Below are 15820 nucleotides of genomic sequence, written 5' to 3'. Positions count from 1 at the left end.
CGTTTGAGCAGTTTTCATTATAACATGCTTGCTTAGAGAAGACAAGAAAGAGGCTGATAATCTACCAAGCTCTGGTTTTAAATACATTTCAAGTCCAAACTATTCTTTATAGAAAAAAGTCCTATAAATTCGAGCAATAGTTAAAATACAAACAAATATAATTCCCAAAATAGATAATACTATTTTCACAAAACTCATTTCAGAACCTATAACATATATATGAAAAAGAGGGGCTAGTCCTACACATAGAGACAATAGATAACTAATAAATCTTATCTCACCAATTCCTGCAAAAAAATGTTTCATTTTAAATATCCCAATTTTACCTTTCATCTTTATAATCCACTAACAAATCTATTGACTTCTCTTTTTTTGAAAAATCTTGATAGCAAATTTACTCCACTTAAAGACATTAAAATTTCAATGGACAGAATTTCTCCAAGAAAAAATGCAAACTGACAAAGTTCCTGCTAAAACACTATACTCCCAGCAAATAAAGAGTCAGCAAAAATAAAACAACCGAAATTGGCAGAAAAGCAGCTCGATTTGTTTTACAAAAAATGGAATAACAAAGACTACCTATCGAAAATGACAGAATAACTTCAATAGTTATCTTTAGAGCAGGGTAATATATATTTTTAATAAAAAGAATTAAAAGGATAAACAATACCAATGAACAAAGAACGGATTTGATATAAAATTTTAAATGAGTCATAATTTATTTTTTAGATTCTACCTACTATAGATAAAATCACCTTTCTTATTTTCTTCTCATGATATCCACTTTAATGTCTTGATTAGAACTTCTGTGAATATAAATATGGTAAATGAAAAATCAGGATTCTAACTAAAAGCAATTGATGAAATAAGCAAATCTTACAGCAAATTAAATTTATCCAGAAGCTCTCATGTAATGATTTTAAATCCTAATGAATCTAATCAATGCAGATTTTATTTTGACAGTAGTTCTATAACAACTCTAAATAACACTGGTGTTGCTAGAATCAAAATAACCCCTGCCACAAAGACAATGATTACCCGAAATAGATCTTTATTTTTACGCATTGAAACAACCTCCAATCTATTATTTTCTAGCTACATGATACCTCTTATTTACTTTCTATATTCTTATGATACAATATGTTTAATAAAATTCAATTTATTGTTAACTTTTTTCACGAAAAGGAGAACATCATGCGCTATGATTTCGGGAAAGTATATAAAGACATACGTGAGTCAAAAGGATTGACCCAAGAAGAGGTCTGTGGAAATGGCCTTTCAAGAACCAATCTTTCCAAGTTTGAAAGTGGCAAGGCAACTCCAAAATATGAAAACATGGAGTTTCTTCTCCATCAAGTCAATATGAGTTTTGAAGAGTTTGAATACATCTGCCATCTCTATCAGCCAAGCCAGCGAACAGAAATCATGCAAACCTATCTCAATACGAGTTCCATCTTTGGTACCAGTAGTCTAGTCAACTTATTTGAAACATGCCAAGACTATCTCAAGGTCCATCACGATCTCCCTATAGAGGAAATCAGAGATATGCTGGAAGTTGTTATTTATATCCGTCAACATGGAACAGGACAGCTTTCAATCCAAGTGGAACAAACGGTCAAAAAGCTTTGGGAAAAAATTGAAAAACAAGATACATGGTATGAAAGCGACCTAAAAATCCTCAACACCATACTTTTTAGCTTTCCCATCGAACACCTCCACCTCATCACTGAACAAATCTTGCAGCGCTTGGAAGAATATAAAAACTATCGACATTTATATGAATTACGAATGGCAATCCTACTCAATCTGTCCACCATTTACTTGTACAACCAAGATAAAAATACCTGTCAACAAATCTGCTACACCTTACTAGAGGACGCTAAGAAAAAGAAAAGATACGATATTTTAGCAATCACTTATGCTCGAATAGGTATTTGTACTAGTAATGAACATCTTATTCAAAAGGGCTTCTCCCTTCTGGAGTTAACTGATGAAACAACCATGCTATCTCACCTCAAAAATGAAGTAGAGACCTGTTATCAAGCAAAGGAAATATAAAAAAAGTCGAGGAAATCCCTCGACTTTTGCATCTTATTTTGTTCGTCAGTTCTTAGTACCAACCGTTGTTAAGCCAGAAGTTCTTAGCAGCTGTCCATGAACCGTAACGTCCTGCTACATAAGCATCTGCTACACGTTCTTGGTTTTCTGCTGAGTAGTCACCGTTCAAGTATGAATCTGTCAATTGGTAACGTCCGATGTAACGTCCGTTTGTAGCTGTGTAGCTACCGCCTGATTCTTTTTGAGCGATCCATTCTTTAGCTTCTGCTTCAGATCCGCTTACAGTTGAAGTTGATGCTGAAGTTTCTGTTGTAGCAACAGTTTCTTCTGCTACAATTACGCTTGCTGCTGGCGCTTCATAAGTTGTTGTTTCAGTAGCTGCAGGTGCTGTTACTGGAGCTTCTGCTGTCGCAGTTGAAGTAGTTGAAGTTGCTGGTGCTTCACCATCAATAACCAATACTTGGTCTACATAGATCAAATGAATATCTTTAATCTTATTTTTTTCTGCCAATTTTTCAACAGTTGTATTGTATTTTTCAGCGATTCCTGATAGAGTGTCACCTGATTTTACTGTGTAAGTTGTTGTTTCTTGTGCAAAAGTAAGTGATGGTGCAAGGAAAGCAAGCGCTGCTGCTACTCCTACAAGTCCTGTTTTAATTTTGTTAGTTGTTGATTTCATATTAAAAGATTCTCCTTCTTTGTTATATTTCCATCATACCCTACTATTATTACTGTTTCTTGACGGTTTTATGTAGAAATGTTACAAGACTATGTTTTATTTCGCTTAAACAGCCTCTTTTTGTTACAAAAGGCCTGATTTTATAGGCTTTATGGGGATTTTAGATATTTTACCATGGAATTGAGCGCTTGCATCTAATCTTTGATATAATAGAGTTAAGAATCTTTTTAAGGGGAAACAGATGCAATCACTTCGTTTTCAATCTGTCTTTGATATCATTGGGCCAGTCATGATTGGCCCATCTAGTAGTCACACGGCAGGAGCTGTTCGTATCGGTAAAATCGTCTCTTCTATCTTTGACGATACTCCAACCGAGGTCGAGTTCCAGCTTTTTAATTCTTTTGCAAAAACCTATCGCGGGCACGGAACTGACCTAGCCCTTGTCGCTGGAATCCTGGGAATGGACACAGATGATCCAGAAATTCCAAATAGTTTAGAAATTGCCCACAAGCGTGGCATCAAAATTGTCTGGACTATCCAGAAAGATAGTAACGCCCCTCACCCAAATACTACGAAAATCACTGTTAAGAATGAGCACAAGACCATCAGTGTGACAGGAATTTCAATCGGCGGTGGTAACATCCAGGTGACAGAGCTCAATGGCTTTGCCGTATCCCTCAACATGAACACCCCTACCATTATCATCGTTCATCAGGATGTTCCTGGTATGATCGCTCACGTAACAGAGGCCCTCTCTCGCTTTGACATTAACATCGCCCAAATGAATGTAACCCGAGAAAAAGCTGGTGAGAAAGCCATTATGATTATCGAAGTTGATAGTCGCAACTGTGATGAATCTATCGAAGAGATTCGTAAAATTCCTCATTTGCATAATGTCAATTTCTTTCAATAGGAGAAAATATGTTTTACTCTATCAAAGAATTAGTCGAACAAGCCGAACTTGATTTTAAAGGTAATGTTGCTGAGCTCATGATTACGACCGAGTTTGAGCTAACAGGTCGTGAACGTGAAGAAGTTCTCCTTCTCATGGAGCGCAACCTTGAAGTCATGAAAGCTTCAGTTGAGCTTGGTCTTAGTGAAAAGAAATCTCGTAGCGGTTTGACAGGTGGAGATGCTGCCAAGCTTGACCACTACATCAAAAAAGGAAAGACCCTATCAGACTTCACTGTCTTGTCTGCAGCTCGTAATGCTATCGCCGTTAATGAACACAATGCCAAGATGGGACTGGTCTGTGCAACACCTACTGCTGGTAGTGCAGGCTGCCTTCCAGCCGTTCTCACTGCTGCTATCCAAAAGTTGGATTTAACTCATGAACAACAACTAGACTTCTTATTCGCTGCAGGTGCTTTTGGACTCGTGATTGCTAACAACGCTTCTATCTCGGGAGCCGAAGGTGGCTGCCAGGCCGAAGTCGGTTCAGCTTCAGCCATGAGTGCCGCTGCCCTAACTCTAGCTGCAGGCGGAACGCCTTATCAAGCGAGCCAGGCTATCGCCTTCGTTATCAAAAACATGCTCGGTCTCATTTGCGACCCCGTTGCAGGTTTGGTTGAAGTTCCTTGCGTCAAGCGTAACGCTATGGGAGCAAGTTTTGCCTTCATCGCAGCCGATATGGCTCTGGCTGGTATCGAATCAAAAATTCCAGTTGATGAGGTCATTGACGCCATGTATCAAGTAGGATCTAGCTTACCAACTGCCTTTCGTGAAACTGCTGAAGGGGGGCTCGCTGCCACACCTACAGGTCGTCGCCTTCAAAAAGAAATCTTCGGCGAATAATTTCATCATTTTGAGGAGAATCAATGTCATCTATATCTGCTATCTTTTTTGACTTAGATGGAACGCTAGTTGATAGTTCTATCGGTATCCATAATGGTTTCACCTATACCTTTGACCAACTTGGAGTTTCTAGTCCTGGTGCCAAAACCATTCGAGGTTTTATGGGACCTCCACTAGAAACCAGCTTTGCTAGTTGTTTACCAGCTGAGCAGATAGAGGAAGCCATCCAGCTCTATCGTTCTTATTATAAGGAAAAGGGTGTTTACGAAGCCCAACTCTTTCCACATATCAAAGATTTACTTGTAGAACTAGCTGAGCATTATCCTCTTTATATCACTACTACGAAGAATACACCAACCGCAGTTGATATGACTAGCAATTTTGGGATTGACCACTTCTTTGATGGCATTTATGGTTCAAGCCCTCAAGCCCTACACAAGGCTGATGTCATTCGTCAGGCTCTGGAAACTCATCATCTAGCGCCCGAAACAGTCATTATTATCGGAGATACCAAGTTTGATATGATTGGTGCCCAAGAAACTGGCATTAAAAAACTAGCGGTAACCTGGGGATTCGGTGAGGAGAAAGACCTCATGGGCTATAATCCTGACTGGATTGCTCACCACCCGGCAGACATTTTACAGCATCTACAATTAAAACGTTAAACAAAAGACTCCCAGCCTAAAAGTTAGGTTTGGGAGCTTTTTGTCTGATCATAATGAGGAGAATGACATTCCCCGTACTCGTCCAATTATTCAAAAGGGGAAACTTCTTCGCTTTCAACTTCTTTAGATCTATTGATTGTTACTATTTCTACTTCCTTACTTGGCATGGCTAGCAGAACTAAAAGAGCAATACCACCCATTGGAACGAAGTAAAGGAAGATGAAAGCCCAGTGAAGGCCTGCATCTCTTAGCCGACGAACTTTTACAGCAAGACTTGGTGTAAAGAACACTATACCTAAAATCATATAAATACTTATGATTGCTACTCCTAAAATAGGATCTGTTTCTCCAGCATCATTCCAGGCCATTTGAAAATAGAATATATACAGGGGTAGGAACAAAATATTATTCATCAGCCAAACCCACCAATATTCTGGACGTGTTGAACGGCCTGTAAAATCTACATAACCTTTAAAGAAATTTTTATATGCTTGAATCATAAGTTACTCCTAATTGTTTAGTTGTATATTTTAGTCTATCAGATACTGCTAGAAATCACAAATATTTACAAAATAAAACACTCCTCAATCCACAAATGGATATGGGAGTGTTAGTGATTTACCTACTAGTAGGAAGAAGGCTAGTCAGCTAAATAGATGGTAAAGTTTGACTATCCTATTTGTTGTCTGGTTCTTCGAAAGGTGAAACTTCCACAACTTCTTCAACTTCTTCAGCTTTATTAAGGATTACTACCTCTACTTCCTTGCTTGGCATAGCTAACAAGACTAGTAAAGCAATTCCTCCAACCACGGGAATAAAATGTACAAAAATCAGAGCCCAGTGAAAACCAGCATCACGGAGACGGCGAACTGTCAAAGCTAACATAGGTAAGATTAGGGCAAGACCGAAAATCATATAGACAATAGCGAGTCCACCCAAGGCAAGAAAAGCACCCTCTTCTCCTTCGCTAAATATAGCATTAAAGTATGCTGAATAAAGAGGGATAAGAAGTAGTATGTTTGTTAGCCAAATCCACCAATACTCTGAACGTGTTGAACGGCCTGTGAAATCTACATAACCTTTAAAAAAACTTTTATATGCGTTAATCATAAGTTACTCCCTAATTTTTTTATTTACTATAGTTTATCATATCTGTTCACTAATAACAAGTTTGTTCAAAAAACTCTGAAAATCTCTCCAAATCTAGAAAAAAAGATACTATCCCTTCCCTCCTGTCAAAAAGAGTTCCAGGGATAATACCTTAGTTTTGTTTTTAATCAGTGTGAGTTGTTTCGTTAGCAAAACCGATAATAGCTTGCTTCAACTCTGAACCTTGCAAAGCACGGAATTCTTCAATTTTTTGATTGATGACTTCAAGTGGCATGACATTAACCTTACCAACAAAAATCTTATCCATGACTTGATTATCAACTAATTCAGTAGATACCAACAACTCCTCATAGAGTTTCTCACCTGGACGAATCCCCACTTCTACAATCGGAATTTCATTTTCAGTACGTCCGCTGAGAAGAACCATTTTCTTGGCCAAATCATAAATCTTAACTGGTTTGCCCATATCAAGGATAAAGACTTCTCCATCTTTGGCATAAGCTCCTGCATGGATCACCAAACGACTAGCTTCTGGAATGGTCATAAAGTAACGAGTCATACGGAAGTCCGTCACAGTCACTGGACCACCCTCTGCAATCTGACGCTCAAAGACTGGAATCACACTACCACGGCTACCAAGAACATTCCCAAAACGAACCGCACAATAGGTAGACTGACTACGTTGATTGAATCCTGTAACAATCAACTCTGCCACACGTTTAGTAGCTCCCATTACGTTTGGTGGATTAACGGCCTTATCGGTCGAAATCATAACCATCTTCGGTACCTTAGCAGCATCAACTGCCTTGGCAACATTATAAGTTCCGAGGATATTATTTTTAAAGGCTTCTTTTGGATTACGTTCCATCATTGGCACGTGCTTATGGGCAGCAGCGTGGTAAACAATGGCTGGTTGGTACTGCTCAAATACTTGAAGCAAGCGATCGTAGTCTTGGATGTCTGCAATCACAGGAACATAGTCAATTCCTTGGAAGCTACGAATCAATTCATGATAGATCAGATAAATGGAGTTTTCCCCATGACCCAAGAGAACCACGCGCTCTGGATTAAAGCGACTAACCTGACGGCAAATCTCAGACCCGATAGAACCTCCTGCACCTGTCACTAAGATAGTTTTTCCAGTAATTTCTGAGCCTAGGCGTGACTCATCTAGTTGAATTTCTTTACGTCCCAAAAGGTCCGTAATATCGATTTTTTGGAAACCACCTACCTGAGGATGCAATCCTTGTACAACTGACTCAATCTTGGGCATCTTATAACACTTCAAGCCAAGTTGGTTACACATTTTTAGGATACGCTCATACTCTGATGGATCGAGAGAAGGAATCGCAACGATAACTTTTTCAATCTGATGACGTTTTGAGAGTTCTGGTAACTGTTCATAAGATCCTAAGACTGGGATTCCACCTAGTTTTTGGCCTTTTTTCTTTTCATCATTGTCCAAAATACCCACTAACTCAAGATCACTCGTAGGATGTTGGTAGCTGTTCATAAAGAGAGCTCCACCGTCTCCTGCACCAATCAAGAAGGTACGACGGTGTTCCCCTTCTCCATCACTCTTTTTACGTCTTGAATAGATCAACTGCCAAGTAATACGTGGGAGCAAGATCAAGAAGGTGCTGAGCAAGATAAAGAGAACGATGAAACGCACTGAGAAAAGTGGCAAGAAGGCATAGCAAAGAAGATAAGACAAGACACTGCTGACAGTTACTCCGATGAATATCTTCATAAAGTCTGTGATTTTGCTATAGCGACTAATGCTAGCATTGAGCCCCCAGAATCCAATCATGATTTGATAGAAAAGGAAGGTCAAGCTTGTATAGATGACATAGTCCACAGGAGCTGGATTGATCAATCCATAAAACAAGATATAAGAAACAATGATTGAGGAAATCATGCTGGCAGCATCAAAAATCCCCCAAAAGACTTGTTTCTGTTGTTTATTTAATACTTCAACCAGATCAATTACATAATCTGTCATTTTTTTATTCATGTGAATGGTATCCTCCTACACAAAATCACATTTTCTAGTAATTACAAGACGTTTTTTTCAAACTGATTAGCTATTTACTTTTTCTCAATAGTTTTAAAAATATAAACTGTCGGACAAATCCTGGGCAGAGGGCAACAACAACTTGGATTAAGACACTTTTCAGATATTCACCGTAAGAAATCTGTCCACGCTCGTGCATTCTCTTTCGTGCCTGGCGATAGAGTTTGAGATAGCGAAGGCCACCACGGCGTTCAAACATCCCCGCTCCCACGCGCACCTTACAAAGAATCTGATCCACATTCCCAGTTCGAGCTCCAGCGCTAATCATATTAAGCCAGAGCAAATCGTCTTCCATATAGAGCCCATCTTCGTAGTTACCTGCCTTGAGAACCATCTCTTTTTTAAACATAACCGTCATATGATTAAAGGCACTTCTCATACGTTGGTAGGCGATAATCTCTTCGTGCTTAGTCGGCACACGACGGTAAGAAACAATTTCATCAGGTTGATCGATGAATTCTGCGATATGGCCGCCTAGTAGAGCCAAGTTTTCCTTTTCCATCAAGTCAAACTGCTGTTCAAAACGATCTTCAACAGCAATATCATCCGTATCCATACGGGCAATGATGTCATACTGGCACTGCAAAACACCATACTGTAGTGCCAGGCCTAGGCCACGGTTTTGCTCCAGTGGACAACGTTTGATTGGAATACTTGACTGTGCTGCCAATTTTTCCAACACTTGATATAGTTCAGGTGTCAGTGGACCGTCTTCAACGATAACCACTTCACTAGGTTTGAGCGTTTGATGTAAGATACTTTTTACAGCCTCTTCTAAAAAGACAGGATTTTCTTTGATGTAGACTGACATCAAGACGCTAAATTTCCTATTTTCAGACACAGTTTTTCTCCAATGTATATATTTTCTTTCACTATTTTATCACAAATTTCCTGACTTTCCTATTTTTATTTGAATCCCAGAAAAAAACTAGTAAATCTCTCCTTCTTTTTACCCATGATTTCGCTCAACTAAGGAGCGGAGTTTCTCACACCATCTTGACATCTATGGGAAAAAGCCTTAAAATAAGCTGTTATCAAAATCAGTTTATTGAGGTGCACATGAACAAACGATCACTCTTTTTTATTCTAGGAATTATCTTAATCGGAGCGGTCTTAAGAGCTCCTTTTACGGCCTTACCGACTATTTTAGGAGATATTGCTCAAGGTTTAGGAGTTGAGGTCAGCTCACTTGGAGTTTTGACCAGCCTTCCTCTCTTGATGTTTGCTCTTTTCTCCTCTTTTGCGACGCGTTTGGCTCAAAAGATTGGACTTGAGCATCTTTTTACCTACAGCCTCCTCGTCTTAACCATCGGTTCAGTGATTCGTATCTTCAATCTTCCCCTTCTCTATCTGGGAACCTTACTCATCGGAGCAAGTGTCGCTATTTTTAACGTACTTCTTCCTAGCATGATTCAGGCAAACTACCCACAAAAGATTAGCTTCCTGACAACGGTTTATGTTACGACTATGGGAATCGCGACAGCACTAGCTTCCTACCTCTCTGTACCCATTACTCAGGCAACATCTTGGAAGGGGCTGATTCTCTGCCTGTCCATGGTCTGCCTGCTAACCTTATTGGTCTGGTTTCCTAACCATGGCCACAATCATTTCCTAGAAGGGCATGAAGAGAAAAAAGAAAAAGAGAATATCCTAAAAAGCAAGCAAGTTTGGGCTATTATTGTCTTCGGTGGACTTCAGTCCTTACTCTTCTATACCAGTATGACCTGGCTACCAACCATGGCCATCAGTGCAGGGCTAGCTCATACGGATGCCGGACTTCTGGCTTCTATCTTTTCACTGATTAGTATCCCCTTCTCGATGACCATTCCAAGTCTCACAACTCGTTTGTCCAATCGTCACCGTCAAATCATGTTAACAGTCATCTCTCTGGCTGGTATGGTAGGAATTGCCATGCTTTTATACCCAAGCAATAGTTTCCTTTACTGGTTAGTAGCGCATCTCTTGATTGGTACTGCTTGTAGCGCTCTTTTCCCTTACCTCATGGTTTGTTTCTCTATTAAAACAAGCTCGCCTGAAAAAACGGCTCAATTATCTGGACTTGCCCAGACCGGTGGTTACATTCTAGCTGCCTTTGGACCAACTCTCTTTGGTTACAGTTTTAACATGTTCCAGTCTTGGGTTCCAGCGGTACTGATTCTTCTAGTAATTGATATCATCATGACAATCGCCCTCTTTATGGTGGATCGAGCAGAGAAAATCCTCTAATCTTCTAGTTTTTACTAGGAGATTTTTTATATATAAAAATTTTACACATATTGCTTGACAAGGCTTACATTTAGATGTATGATGTATGTGTAGAATAATTATATATAAAATTTTTACATACTAAAAAGGAGGTGCCCCATGTATTTTCCAACATCATCGGCCTTGATTGAATTTCTCATCTTGGCCATCCTAGAACAAGGGGATTCCTATGGTTATGAGATTAGCCAAACCATTAAACTCATTGCCAAAATAAAGGAATCCACCCTCTACCCCATCTTGAAAAAACTGGATACCAACCGCTATCTGACTACATACTCTCGCGAATACCAAGGTCGGATGCGGAAGTACTACTCCTTGACAGAAATCGGAGAGGAGCAACTCTTTGTCCTTCGAGAAGAATGGACACTCTATACTGACACTATCAACGGCATCATAGAAGGGAGCATTCGCCATGACAAGAACTGAATATTTGAATCAGCTTGAAGCCTATCTGATGAAGCTTCCTCAATCTGATCGCATTGAAGCCATGGATTACTTCAAAGAACTCTTTGATGATGCGGGTCCAGAAGGTGAGGAGGAGCTTATCGCTAGCCTGGGAAGTCCAAAAGAAGCTGCCCATGATGTCCTGACTACACTTCTTGATAAGAAAATCAACGAAGAAAATTCCAGCAAGAACGACCGCCATATTTTACGCATCGCTCTACTAGCCCTTCTTGCAGCTCCTATCGGAATTCCAGTCGGAATTGCTCTTCTCATGGCTATCATCGGGATTTTTATCGCTGCTGTCAGCGTACTTATAGCCTTCTTTGCTGTATCAGTAGCTGGACTAATCCTAGGAGGCGTTCTCCTATTTGAAAGCTTCTACGTTCTAGCTGAATCGACATCTGCTTTTATACTGATTTTTGGTGGAGGTTTACTAGCGATCGGAGCTTCGTCTCTAGTCTTACTAGCGACTTCCTATGTAGCACGTTTCTTTGGATTACTAGTCCTTCGACTTATCCAATGGATTCTTAATAGAGGAAAGAGAGGTGAAAGACATGCGTAAATGGACAAAAGGATTTCTTATCTTTGGTGTTGTTACCAGTATCATCGGTTTTTCAATGATTATCATCGGCATCCAAACAGATGGTGTCAGAAGCCTCCTTGCAATGTCTCAAAATCCAGTATTTGAAAGTCGAACGGAAGAACTCGTTTTTAATCAAGATATTGAAAATCTAAACATCTCACTAACAGAACATTCACTCGTCATTACGGAGTCAAACGATGATAAGATTCACCTTCAGTATCATCCAACCATCTCTGAAAAAGAAAATCTTCAACACTCTATCAAAGAGAAAAGCCTTGAAATAACTGACACCAAGTCAACTACACGTCGCTCTATAGGTTCTAGTATCGAGGGTATTCTCTTTATCGCAAGCGGAATTTCTAGCCGCAATGATGAAGTTGTTCTCTCATTACCAAGAGGAAAAGACTTAAAAAATCTAACTGCCCAGGTAAACCATCGTATCCTTTCAATTGCTAATGCAAAACTCAGCAATGCCAAGATTCTGTCAAATGGATATCTCCTTCGTATCACTGATAGCGAGATTAAAAATAGCCAACTGATCACAACTGGAATTGTCAATGTATTTGAAACCAGTCTAACAGATAGCCGCATCCAAGCAGACCATGAACATATCTCTGCAGACGATATTCAAGTGCACGGTAAGGTAGAGCTAGAGTCAAAAAAAGATATGGTCATCAAGCTAGCTAAAAAAGAACTTGAGAGAATTAATGTAGAACTTTCTTCTGACCATGGTTCCATCTATCATCGTAGTCGGGAAGGATATAATCCAAACGAGGAAAACAAGGAAGATGAAGAGTTCTCTAATCCTTACAAATCAGAGAAAAAAGATACACAAGATTTACTTGTCGCAAAAGCTGGTCAAGACATCAATCTACCAAAAGAGGATGTTCGCTCGCCTTCTTATAGACATCATGAATAAAAAGTTACTAATCAAAAAGGAGGTCTCATCATGACTCAAGAATGGTTCGAAAGTGCTGATTTCGAGAAAACAGCCAACAATGAAAAAAAAGAAAGTCCATCTGACCCAGTCATTCCCCAAGAAGAGTTAAAAGAAAAAGAAGAGTTGCCAGTAGTTGAGGAAAACCCTCAAGTTATTAAAGAAGATAAGGATGCTGATCTAGAAAAAATAGAGACTGGAGAACAAGAAGCTGAAGAAGAACTGGCAACAAAAACAGACAAGTCAGAAGAACCTGTTAAAGAAGTTTCTCAGACAAGCAAACCTTTAACCAGCAAATCTTTGGAAAGCCCGTTTTTACCAGATTCTGTATCTGCCAAAACAGCACTATTCGCAGTATTCAAAGAAGAACTGGCTGATCTTTGGTTTTGGCTACAAGGTGCCCTTAAAGAACCGACAGCAAGCATTGATACAGATAAAAAACATAGTTATAATGCCTTTGCCCTGCTGACTATCTTTTCTTCTCTTAGTTTCTTCTGTGCGATTTATCATATCAAGCATAACTACTACGGCCATATGGCGGCTATCAACTCTCATGCCTTCGAGCAGTTCCCTTCACTGAATCTCTTTTCTATCTTCTCCATCTTGGTAGCGACAAGTTTATTCTTCTTTTCTATCCTTATGGGTGGATTTGTAGTTAAACGTTTTGTCAATCAGGACAATGACTGGACACTGGAAAAATCCTTGCAAGAGTACAGCAGACTCTTCGCCCTTCCTCTCCTGCTCACAGGTATTGCCAGTTTCTTTGCCTTCTTTAATAGTCTACGCTTTGCGGCTCTTCTCTGCCTCATTAGCACTGGTCTGGTACTTCTTGCCAACCTCTATACAATCTCAAGACCTAGCAAGGATAGCTCAACTGATCCCTTCTATCGCCTGCTCTTGGCTGTCCTCGTCAACGGAAGCGTCCTATTTCTCTTCTTCCTAGCAGAAATGGCACTGGTTTTTGATTATCTCCGAATCCTAGCTTTTATGTAAGATAAAGGTAGCGAGATAGAAAGATATTAGCTTTAGAGGATCATTACTATAAAATTTTAGAAACAAAAAAAGCGAACAAGACAGAATTCTGATAATCAGAAAACTAATCTTGTTCGCTTTTTAACTCTATAGAAACTTTTGTCACAGATTCCTTATTTATCTATTTGCTAAGACTTCAAAATCCTCTCCTAAAACAGGTCCTACCTCTACTTGGTTGGCGTCCAAATCCTGACAAAGGTCCTTTGGAAGAGCTTCTAAAAAGGCTTGGTAATCCAATCTTGCTACGGCTTCATAGTCTTCTGGTTTTGAGCCATCTCCAGATATTTTCACCAAGTCAATCTCCCAGACAAGGTCCTTACCAGCCAACTGCTCAACATAAGGCACAGGAACAACAGGACCTTTCGGCAAAATTGTCTTAACCCCTTGAGCCAGGTGATAGATGCCGTGGATCTTACCTTCACTATCTGGGTAGAATTTTGCACTTGCAGGGTAGGCATCTGATTCTTGAACCTTTTTGACTAATGCTTCAAAACGTGCCACTCCATCTTCTTCCAAGAAGCTTTCTAAGTCCTTCTTATCAAAGTAAATAGTTGATAGAATTCCTTGGCAGAAGGCCAAATGAGCATCCTTATCCGCTAGATAGTTTTTAACAGTTTCTTGGAAATAGTTTTCCAAGTCAAAGTCTGCCAAGCCTTCAACTGCTTCACCAACCTTGCTAGACAAGGCTTGTAAGAGAGCTTCGACAATCTCCCAGTCAGCTCTTGTAATCAAGTCAGGAATGATTACTTGGTAGCCTTTTTGAGCATCTGCATAACGAACTTTAAAGAGAAATTGAGACTTGCCTACGATTCCACATTCGATATACTCGAGGCGATTGAGGGGTTGACGGAGATAGACTGCGTCATAACTATGTGACTCTAAGCCATCTACTAGGGCCAAGACTGACTTAGCTGTAAGAATCTCCTGTTGTCCTAAAATACTTTGTTTATTTGGAATAAAAAATGTTTTCACCATAAATGGTCTCCTTTGAAATCGTTTACATATAGTATACACCATTTTCCTGAAAGATACAGAAACAAATTTAAGATTTTTTGGTCAAAAGCATAGAAAAAAACAGCCCCTCAGGACTGTCCTACTTTTATACAACTTCAGAATGATCCAAGTTCTCACCAATCGCTGCTAAACGCTCGATGACTTGATCTTGTGTTAATTCATGTTCCAAAACATATCGATTACGTGGGTGAACACGGCACTCGTGCGAGCAGCCACGGAGATATTTATCTTCGTTGTCTTCTGATGTCAAGATACGACGGTTACAGAAAGGATTACCACAGTTGACATAACGTTCACACGGTGTTCCATCAAACCAATCTTTCCCTACAATGGTCGGATTGACATGGTTGACATCGACTGCAATACGTTCATCAAATACGTACATTTTCCCATCCCAAAGTTCTCCTTGAATCTCTGGATCTTTCCCATAAGTCGCGATTCCTCCGTGTAATTGACCCACGTCTTTGTAGCCTTCACGGACCATCCAGCCTGAGAATTTCTCACAACGGACTCCACCAGTACAGTAAACTACGACACGTTTGTCCATGAATTTTTCCTTGTTATCACGAACCCATTGTGGCAACTCGCGGAAATTGCGGATGTCTGGGCGGATAGCACCACGGAAATGACCTAGGTCATACTCGTAGTCGTTACGAGTATCAAGGACAACTGTATCTTCGTCTAGAAGAGCTTCTTTGAATTCTTTTGGAGACAAGTAAGCACCTGTTGTTTCAAGTGGGTCGATGTCGTTGTCAAAGTTATCATCCTCTAAGCCAAGGTGGACAATCTCTTTCTTGTAGCGAACAAACATCTTCTTGAAGGCTTGCTCACTTTCCTCGTCAATCTTGAACCAGAGGTCTTCCATACCTGGAAGGCTATGAACATAGTCCATGTATTTTTGGGTTGTTTCGTAGTCACCAGAAACAGTTCCGTTAATCCCTTCGTCAGCGACTAGGATACGACCTTTGAGGCCGATTGACTTACAGAAAGCCAAGTGGTCTGCAGCAAATTGTTCCGCGTTTTCGATTGGAACATATTTATAGTAAAGTAAAACTCGAATATCTTTTGACATAAGATTGATTCTCTTTTCTAAGATTAAATTATCAGAATTTTTCATTCAACTACACCAGTATACTCCCTCAAGAAAGCGAATGCAATTTATTTG

Annotated in this window: 17 protein-coding genes; 9 read left to right on the top strand and 8 right to left on the bottom strand. The window is 39.7% G+C overall.

The features are described 5' to 3' along the window. Positions 1 to 99: 99 nt before the first annotated feature. Positions 100 to 306 (bottom strand): hypothetical protein, encoded by a 207-nt coding sequence (locus QM469_RS04430; protein ID WP_153224706.1) that lies wholly within the window; start codon positions 304 to 306, stop codon positions 100 to 102. A gap of 888 nt (positions 307 to 1194) precedes the next feature. Here QM469_RS04430 and QM469_RS04425 point away from each other — a divergent pair. Next, positions 1195 to 2058 (top strand): helix-turn-helix domain-containing protein, encoded by an 864-nt coding sequence (locus tag QM469_RS04425; protein ID WP_414276127.1) that lies wholly within the window; start codon positions 1195 to 1197, stop codon positions 2056 to 2058. 52 nt (positions 2059 to 2110) lie between these two features. Here the strand turns inward: QM469_RS04425 and QM469_RS04420 are convergent, their stop codons facing one another. Then, on the bottom strand, positions 2111 to 2737 hold the full coding sequence (locus QM469_RS04420) for a LysM peptidoglycan-binding domain-containing protein (RefSeq protein WP_371608066.1): 627 nt from the start codon (positions 2735 to 2737) through the stop codon (positions 2111 to 2113). Positions 2738 to 2978: 241 nt separating this feature from the next. Here QM469_RS04420 and sdaAB point away from each other — a divergent pair, with 241 nt between their 5' ends. The 3 genes from sdaAB to QM469_RS04405 are packed head-to-tail and all read left to right on the top strand — an operon-like array spanning position 2979 to position 5196. Continuing rightward, positions 2979 to 3650 (top strand): L-serine ammonia-lyase, iron-sulfur-dependent subunit beta, encoded by a 672-nt coding sequence (gene sdaAB, locus QM469_RS04415; RefSeq protein ID WP_001191178.1) that lies wholly within the window; start codon positions 2979 to 2981, stop codon positions 3648 to 3650. An 8-nt stretch (positions 3651 to 3658) separates the two neighbouring features. Further along, positions 3659 to 4531, top strand: a complete 873-nt coding sequence (sdaAA, locus tag QM469_RS04410; RefSeq protein ID WP_414276126.1) for an L-serine ammonia-lyase, iron-sulfur-dependent, subunit alpha — start codon at positions 3659 to 3661, stop codon at positions 4529 to 4531. Positions 4532 to 4554: 23 nt separating this feature from the next. Next, positions 4555 to 5196, top strand: a complete 642-nt coding sequence (locus QM469_RS04405) for an HAD hydrolase-like protein (protein ID WP_371608067.1) — start codon at positions 4555 to 4557, stop codon at positions 5194 to 5196. A gap of 86 nt (positions 5197 to 5282) precedes the next feature. Here the strand turns inward: QM469_RS04405 and QM469_RS04400 are convergent, their stop codons facing one another. From QM469_RS04400 to QM469_RS04385, 4 genes are all read right to left on the bottom strand, one after another. Further along, a complete protein-coding gene (locus QM469_RS04400; RefSeq protein WP_371608068.1) occupies positions 5283 to 5696 on the bottom strand; it encodes a DUF805 domain-containing protein in 414 nt (137 codons plus the stop codon). A gap of 175 nt (positions 5697 to 5871) precedes the next feature. Beyond that, positions 5872 to 6306 (bottom strand): DUF805 domain-containing protein, encoded by a 435-nt coding sequence (locus tag QM469_RS04395; RefSeq protein WP_371608069.1) that lies wholly within the window; start codon positions 6304 to 6306, stop codon positions 5872 to 5874. Between the two features lie 163 nt (positions 6307 to 6469). After that, a complete protein-coding gene (locus QM469_RS04390) occupies positions 6470 to 8320 on the bottom strand; it encodes a polysaccharide biosynthesis protein (protein ID WP_371608070.1) in 1851 nt (616 codons plus the stop codon). Between the two features lie 70 nt (positions 8321 to 8390). Further along, positions 8391 to 9221 carry a glycosyltransferase gene (locus QM469_RS04385; protein WP_414308235.1) on the bottom strand — a complete coding sequence of 277 codons (831 nt, stop codon included), beginning with the start codon at positions 9219 to 9221 and terminating at the stop codon, positions 8391 to 8393. Positions 9222 to 9439: 218 nt separating this feature from the next. Between QM469_RS04385 and QM469_RS04380 the strand changes: the two genes are divergently transcribed. The 5 genes from QM469_RS04380 (at position 9440) to QM469_RS04360 (ending at position 13602) form a co-directional block, all read left to right on the top strand. Then, positions 9440 to 10606 carry a CynX/NimT family MFS transporter gene (locus QM469_RS04380; RefSeq protein ID WP_414276125.1) on the top strand — a complete coding sequence of 389 codons (1167 nt, stop codon included), beginning with the start codon at positions 9440 to 9442 and terminating at the stop codon, positions 10604 to 10606. A 138-nt stretch (positions 10607 to 10744) separates the two neighbouring features. Further along, positions 10745 to 11071, top strand: a complete 327-nt coding sequence (locus QM469_RS04375; protein ID WP_000273853.1) for a PadR family transcriptional regulator — start codon at positions 10745 to 10747, stop codon at positions 11069 to 11071. After that, positions 11058 to 11651, top strand: coding sequence for a DUF1700 domain-containing protein (locus QM469_RS04370; RefSeq protein ID WP_269797844.1), 594 nt, complete (start codon positions 11058 to 11060; stop codon positions 11649 to 11651). Before QM469_RS04375 ends, QM469_RS04370 begins: the two co-directional genes overlap by 14 nt. After that, the gene (locus QM469_RS04365; protein ID WP_414276124.1) at positions 11644 to 12591 is read left to right on the top strand and encodes a DUF4097 family beta strand repeat-containing protein; all 948 of its coding nucleotides are present in this window, start codon (positions 11644 to 11646) and stop codon (positions 12589 to 12591) included. Before QM469_RS04370 ends, QM469_RS04365 begins: the two co-directional genes overlap by 8 nt. Before the next feature lie 30 nt (positions 12592 to 12621). Then, positions 12622 to 13602, top strand: coding sequence for a DUF6574 domain-containing protein (locus tag QM469_RS04360; protein WP_414276123.1), 981 nt, complete (start codon positions 12622 to 12624; stop codon positions 13600 to 13602). 156 nt (positions 13603 to 13758) lie between these two features. On the opposite strand, the gene QM469_RS04355 is transcribed toward QM469_RS04360, so the two are convergent. Further along, positions 13759 to 14616, bottom strand: coding sequence for a DUF4299 family protein (locus tag QM469_RS04355; protein WP_414276122.1), 858 nt, complete (start codon positions 14614 to 14616; stop codon positions 13759 to 13761). Positions 14617 to 14740: 124 nt separating this feature from the next. Next, the gene (locus QM469_RS04350; protein WP_414276121.1) at positions 14741 to 15727 is read right to left on the bottom strand and encodes a rhodanese-related sulfurtransferase; all 987 of its coding nucleotides are present in this window, start codon (positions 15725 to 15727) and stop codon (positions 14741 to 14743) included. Positions 15728 to 15820: the final 93 nt, after the last annotated feature.

Source organism: Streptococcus infantis, from assembly GCF_047464215.1.
Taxonomy (GTDB): domain Bacteria; phylum Bacillota; class Bacilli; order Lactobacillales; family Streptococcaceae; genus Streptococcus; species Streptococcus infantis_P.
Note: the sequence above shows the minus strand (reverse complement) of the source record. Positions and strands in the feature narration are given on the sequence as shown.

Coding starts and splice junctions, on each gene's coding strand:
- QM469_RS04430 (WP_153224706.1), bottom strand. CDS start 306: ATGAAACATTTTTTTGCAGGAATTGGTGAGATAAGATTTATTAGTTAT.
- QM469_RS04425 (WP_414276127.1), top strand. CDS start 1,195: ATGCGCTATGATTTCGGGAAAGTATATAAAGACATACGTGAGTCAAAA.
- QM469_RS04420 (WP_371608066.1), bottom strand. CDS start 2,737: ATGAAATCAACAACTAACAAAATTAAAACAGGACTTGTAGGAGTAGCA.
- sdaAB (WP_001191178.1), top strand. CDS start 2,979: ATGCAATCACTTCGTTTTCAATCTGTCTTTGATATCATTGGGCCAGTC.
- sdaAA (WP_414276126.1), top strand. CDS start 3,659: ATGTTTTACTCTATCAAAGAATTAGTCGAACAAGCCGAACTTGATTTT.
- QM469_RS04405 (WP_371608067.1), top strand. CDS start 4,555: ATGTCATCTATATCTGCTATCTTTTTTGACTTAGATGGAACGCTAGTT.
- QM469_RS04400 (WP_371608068.1), bottom strand. CDS start 5,696: ATGATTCAAGCATATAAAAATTTCTTTAAAGGTTATGTAGATTTTACA.
- QM469_RS04395 (WP_371608069.1), bottom strand. CDS start 6,306: ATGATTAACGCATATAAAAGTTTTTTTAAAGGTTATGTAGATTTCACA.
- QM469_RS04390 (WP_371608070.1), bottom strand. CDS start 8,320: ATGAATAAAAAAATGACAGATTATGTAATTGATCTGGTTGAAGTATTA.
- QM469_RS04380 (WP_414276125.1), top strand. CDS start 9,440: ATGAACAAACGATCACTCTTTTTTATTCTAGGAATTATCTTAATCGGA.
- QM469_RS04375 (WP_000273853.1), top strand. CDS start 10,745: ATGTATTTTCCAACATCATCGGCCTTGATTGAATTTCTCATCTTGGCC.
- QM469_RS04370 (WP_269797844.1), top strand. CDS start 11,058: ATGACAAGAACTGAATATTTGAATCAGCTTGAAGCCTATCTGATGAAG.
- QM469_RS04365 (WP_414276124.1), top strand. CDS start 11,644: ATGCGTAAATGGACAAAAGGATTTCTTATCTTTGGTGTTGTTACCAGT.
- QM469_RS04360 (WP_414276123.1), top strand. CDS start 12,622: ATGACTCAAGAATGGTTCGAAAGTGCTGATTTCGAGAAAACAGCCAAC.
- QM469_RS04355 (WP_414276122.1), bottom strand. CDS start 14,616: ATGGTGAAAACATTTTTTATTCCAAATAAACAAAGTATTTTAGGACAA.
- QM469_RS04350 (WP_414276121.1), bottom strand. CDS start 15,727: ATGTCAAAAGATATTCGAGTTTTACTTTACTATAAATATGTTCCAATC.